This is a genomic window from Aeromonas enterica, assembly GCF_054052465.1.
In genome coordinates, this window is sequence record NZ_JBSTYL010000053.1 from 1 (window position 1) to 4,160 (window position 4,160).

Genomic DNA, 4,160 nt, shown 5'->3' on the forward strand with positions numbered 1-4,160 from the left:
AGGCAGGGGTATCCATGATGGTAGACCTCAAGGAGATGGCCTACTTCAAGATTAGCCTTTCAACACGTAATTGGGACAGAGCCTTTTTTATATCTGTGATCTAGCGTTCTCTTCTGCGATTTAGATCGGGAAGGGGGCCGGAGCTTCAAAGGTCATCCGCTCCCCACTGCGCGGGTGGCTGATGGTCAGCATAGCCGCGTGCAGGTAGAGATGGGGGGCCGCCGCCAGTGCGTCCGGATGAGCATAGAGGTTGTCACCCAGTATGGGGTGCCCCAGTTCCAGCATGTGAACGCGCAGCTGGTGTGATCGGCCCGTAATGGGGGTCAGCTTGATCAGGCTGTTGTCGTTCTCCACCTTCAGCTTTTCCCACAGAGTCAGTGCGTGGCGCCCTTCCTCAAAGTCCACCTTCTGTTTCGGGCGGTTGGGCCAGTCGACGCAGAGCGGCAGGTCTATCTGACCCGAGTCTGCTTCTGGCGCTCCCCACACCCAGGCGAGGTAGTGCTTCTCGGTCTCCCGCTCGCGAAATTGCCGACTCAGCTCCCGATGGGAATTGGGGTTGAGGGGAATGACGATAACGCCAGTGGTGGACATATCGAGGCGATGGGCTGCCGCCGCCTTGGGATGCTGCTGCTTTACCCGATGCAGGACGCTGTCTTCATTCTCGGGGCCGCGCCCAGGGACGCTCAGCAGGCCAGTGGGCTTGTTGACCACCATGATGTCCTTGTCCTTGAACAGGATATCGAGCCAGGGTTCCAGAGGCGGTGAGTATTCAAACATAAGGGTCTCGCATCAGAAGGTGGGGGCAAGCCCCCATCGGTTATGGGTAACCACAATCATAAAGGGCATGAGATCCCGCGTGTGCCGGATCCGGTCATGCCGCTTCACTGCCTTGTCAGTTATGGGTGACCACGATAAAGCGGATTGCATCCAGCTTGAGTTGGGTCTGATCGATCAGGTGGTGCAATTCTGCCTGCAGATTGCGCAGATAATCCAGTTCGCTGTCGCGCACGTTCGGATTGACCGCCTTGAGTGCTTCCAGACGATCCAGATCCTGCTTCAGGGTCTGCGCCATCTGGGCACGGGCCTTGTCGACAATATCGGCTTTCAGCTCTTCGGCAATCGGTTGGCTCTTGCCAATCAGGCCGTGGATCACCGGTTGGGACGCAGTGACCAGCTTGCTGCCGAGGTGGCGGTTGACCGGGGTCAGCTGGCGGTTGAAGGCATCGAACGCGACTTTTTCACCCAGGTTCTGGCCGTTCTTGTCCATCAGCAGGCGGATCGGTGTCGGCGGCATGAAGCGGTAGAGCTGGGGATGAGCCGCAGACTCGGCCACGAAGATCAGCTCAAGCAGGATGGAGCCGATGGGCAGCGCCTTGTTCTTGAGCAGTGCGACCGAGGTGGCGCCGATCTCGGAGCCGAGGATCAGGTCGATGCCGCCGCGCATCATGGGGTGATCCCAGGAGAGCAGCGCCATGTCATCCCGCGACAGGGCGGTGTTGCGATCGAAGGTGATGGTCATGCCGTCTTGCGGCAAGCCCGGGAAGCTGGAGACCAGCATGTGATCCCCGGGGGTCAGCACCAGCGCGTTCTCGCCACGGTCATCCTGATTGACGCCGATCTCGTCGAACATCTTGAGCGCGAAGGAGATCATGCCGGTGTCGTCATCTTCGGCAGTCAGCTTGTCGACCAGCTGCTCTGCAGCCACGCCACCGCTGGAGTGGATCTCCAGCAGGCGATCGCGTCCCTGTTCCATGCGAGATTTGAGCGGCTCGTGGATCTCCCGTGTCCTGGCTAGCAGGGTATCCAGAGCAGCTTGATCACCCGTGTTGGCGGCAAGCAGCTCAAACAGTTCGTCACGCACGGCTTCAAATACCGGGCGGGCGGTCGGACAGGTCTGCTCGAACGCATCCAGCCCGTTGTGATACCAGAGCTGCAAAGCACGCTGGGCAGTCCCTTCCAGATAGGGAACGTGGATCTCGACGGTATTTTGCTGACCGATGCGATCCAGGCGGCCGATACGCTGTTCCAGAAGATCCGGGTTGAGGGGCAGATCGAACAGCACCAGATGGCTGGCAAACTGGAAGTTGCGACCCTCTGAACCAATCTCGGAGCAGAGCAGCACCTGAGCGCCACCCTCTTGCTGGGCGAAATAGGCGGAGGCCTTGTCCCGCTCCAGAATAGACATTCCTTCGTGGAATACTGTGCCGCGGATCCCTTCACGGGTGCGCAGCGCCTCTTCCAGTGCGATGGCGGTAGCCGCTTCCGAGCAGATCACCAGTACTTTCTGCTGGCGGGCAGAGAGCAGCAGCTCCAGCAGCCAGTCAACGCGGGGATCAAACTGGGTCCAGGTTGCGTTCTCACCTTCAAATTGCTGGAAGATCTTCTCCGGATAGAGGTAGCGCAGGGCGCGAGTCTGCAGCTCGCCGCCGTTGCCACCCATCATGCCCATCACCTTGATGGCGGTCTTGTACTGCTCCGGCAGCGGCATGGGGTAGACGTTGAGGTGACGCTCCGGGAAGCCCTGAATATTGGCGCGGCTGTTGCGAAACAGCACCCGGCCGGTGCCATGTTGATCCAGTAGCTTGGCAACCGCCTGCTGACGGGCGGCGGCATCACTCAGATCCAGTCCTTCCAGCTGGCTGGCGAGGATCTGCCTGGCTTCATCGCTCAGGGTCTCGCCATCCAGCAGCTCTTGCGCCGCGCTGGCGACCTGACCATATGCCTGCTCCTCGGCGAGGAAGGCGTCGTAGTCGTAGAAACGCTCGGGATCGAGCAGGCGCAGACGGGCAAAGTGGCTCTGGTGGCCCAGCTGATCCGGGGTGGCGGTCAGCAGCAGTACGCCCGGCACCTGTTCGGCCAGCGCTTCGACCATTTCGTAGGCACGGCTCGGCGCCTCCTCACTCCACTCCAGGTGGTGCGCTTCGTCGACAACCAGCAGATCCCACTCGGCTTCCAGCACCTGTTCGAAGCGACGACGCTTCTTGCGCAGAAAGTCGAGGCTGCAGATCACCAGCTGTTCGGTCTCGAAGGGGTTCTCCGCATCGGCGAACGCCTCAATGCAACGTTCCTCGTCAAACAGGGAGAAGTGCAGGTTGAAGCGACGCAGCATCTCGACCAGCCACTGGTGTTGCAGGGTTTCGGGCAGCAGGATCAGCACCCGATGAGCGCGGCCGGAGAGCAGCTGCTGATGAATGATCATGCCCGCTTCGATGGTTTTGCCCAGGCCCACTTCATCAGCCAGCAGCACGCGTGGGGCGTAGCGGTGGCCCACTTCATGGGCGATATAAAGCTGGTGCGGGATCAGGCTGACCCGACCGCCGGCCAGGCCGCGGGTCGGATTGCGACGCCGCTGGTGCTGGTTGATCAGGGCTTCGTAGCGCAGGGTAAAGCGGGACATACGGTCAATCTGACCGGCGAACAGGCGATCCTGTGGCTTGTTGAACTTGATGAAGTTGTTGAGAAACACTTCCTTGAGAGCTACGGGCTCATCGTTGTCGGTGCGTACACCTACATATATAAGCAGACCGTTTTTCTCCTGCACTTCTTCGACCGTCATGGTCCAGTCTTCATGACTGGCTATCTGATCGCCCACATTGAAGCTGACCCGGGTGACCGGCGCCTCTTCTTTGGCATACATGCGGTTTTCACCGGTAGCCGGAAACAACAGGGTCACCATGCGTCCTTCAACAGCAACGACAGTCCCCAACCCCAGATCCGTCTCTGTATCACTAATCCAACGCTGGCCAAGTGCAAAAGGCATTAAACTCTCCAAAGCCCAAGAGTGTGTGAATCGCAAAGGGGCGCTATGTTACCCGAAGGCGTGACCTCGATCACCATGCATATAGATGTAGAGAGACCAAATCGCCACAACCTTGATCTGCTACCGGCAAGACATCACTGAAGAGGGGTCTATGTCGTCAAATGAGCGTCTTATTGCGGGATAAACAGCCTTTTTGGTGGATTGGTGAGCGGTTGAACTAATAATTCGAATTTAATTCGAAACATTCCTTGCAAGCGTGATCCAGATCCCTATAATGCGCCACATCGACAGGGCAAGCGGCAACGCAAACAAGCCAGTCGGTGCCTCGAAAAGCCTTTGAAAATAAGGCTTGACTCGAGAAGGCGGTTGAGTAGAATTCCACTCCCGCAGCAACACACTG

At 58.8% G+C, this 4,160-nt stretch carries 2 protein-coding genes; both read right to left on the reverse strand.

Annotated features, from left to right (window positions below):
• Window positions 1-120: 120 nt before the first annotated feature.
• Window positions 121-777, reverse strand: coding sequence for a bifunctional tRNA pseudouridine(32) synthase/23S rRNA pseudouridine(746) synthase RluA (gene rluA, locus ACW5XD_RS23810; RefSeq protein WP_456497011.1), 657 nt, complete (start codon window positions 775-777; stop codon window positions 121-123).
• A 115-nt stretch (window positions 778-892) separates the two neighbouring features.
• On the reverse strand, window positions 893-3,760 hold the full coding sequence (gene rapA, locus ACW5XD_RS23815; protein ID WP_456497012.1) for an RNA polymerase-associated protein RapA: 2,868 nt from the start codon (window positions 3,758-3,760) through the stop codon (window positions 893-895).
• Between the last annotated feature and the right edge of the window lie 400 nt (window positions 3,761-4,160).

Bases quoted from the DNA above. Each gene is read 5' to 3' on its own strand.
- rluA (WP_456497011.1), bottom strand. From the start codon at position 777: ATGTTTGAATACTCACCGCCTCTGGAACCCTGGCTCGATATCCTGTTC.
- rapA (WP_456497012.1), bottom strand. From the start codon at position 3,760: ATGCCTTTTGCACTTGGCCAGCGTTGGATTAGTGATACAGAGACGGAT.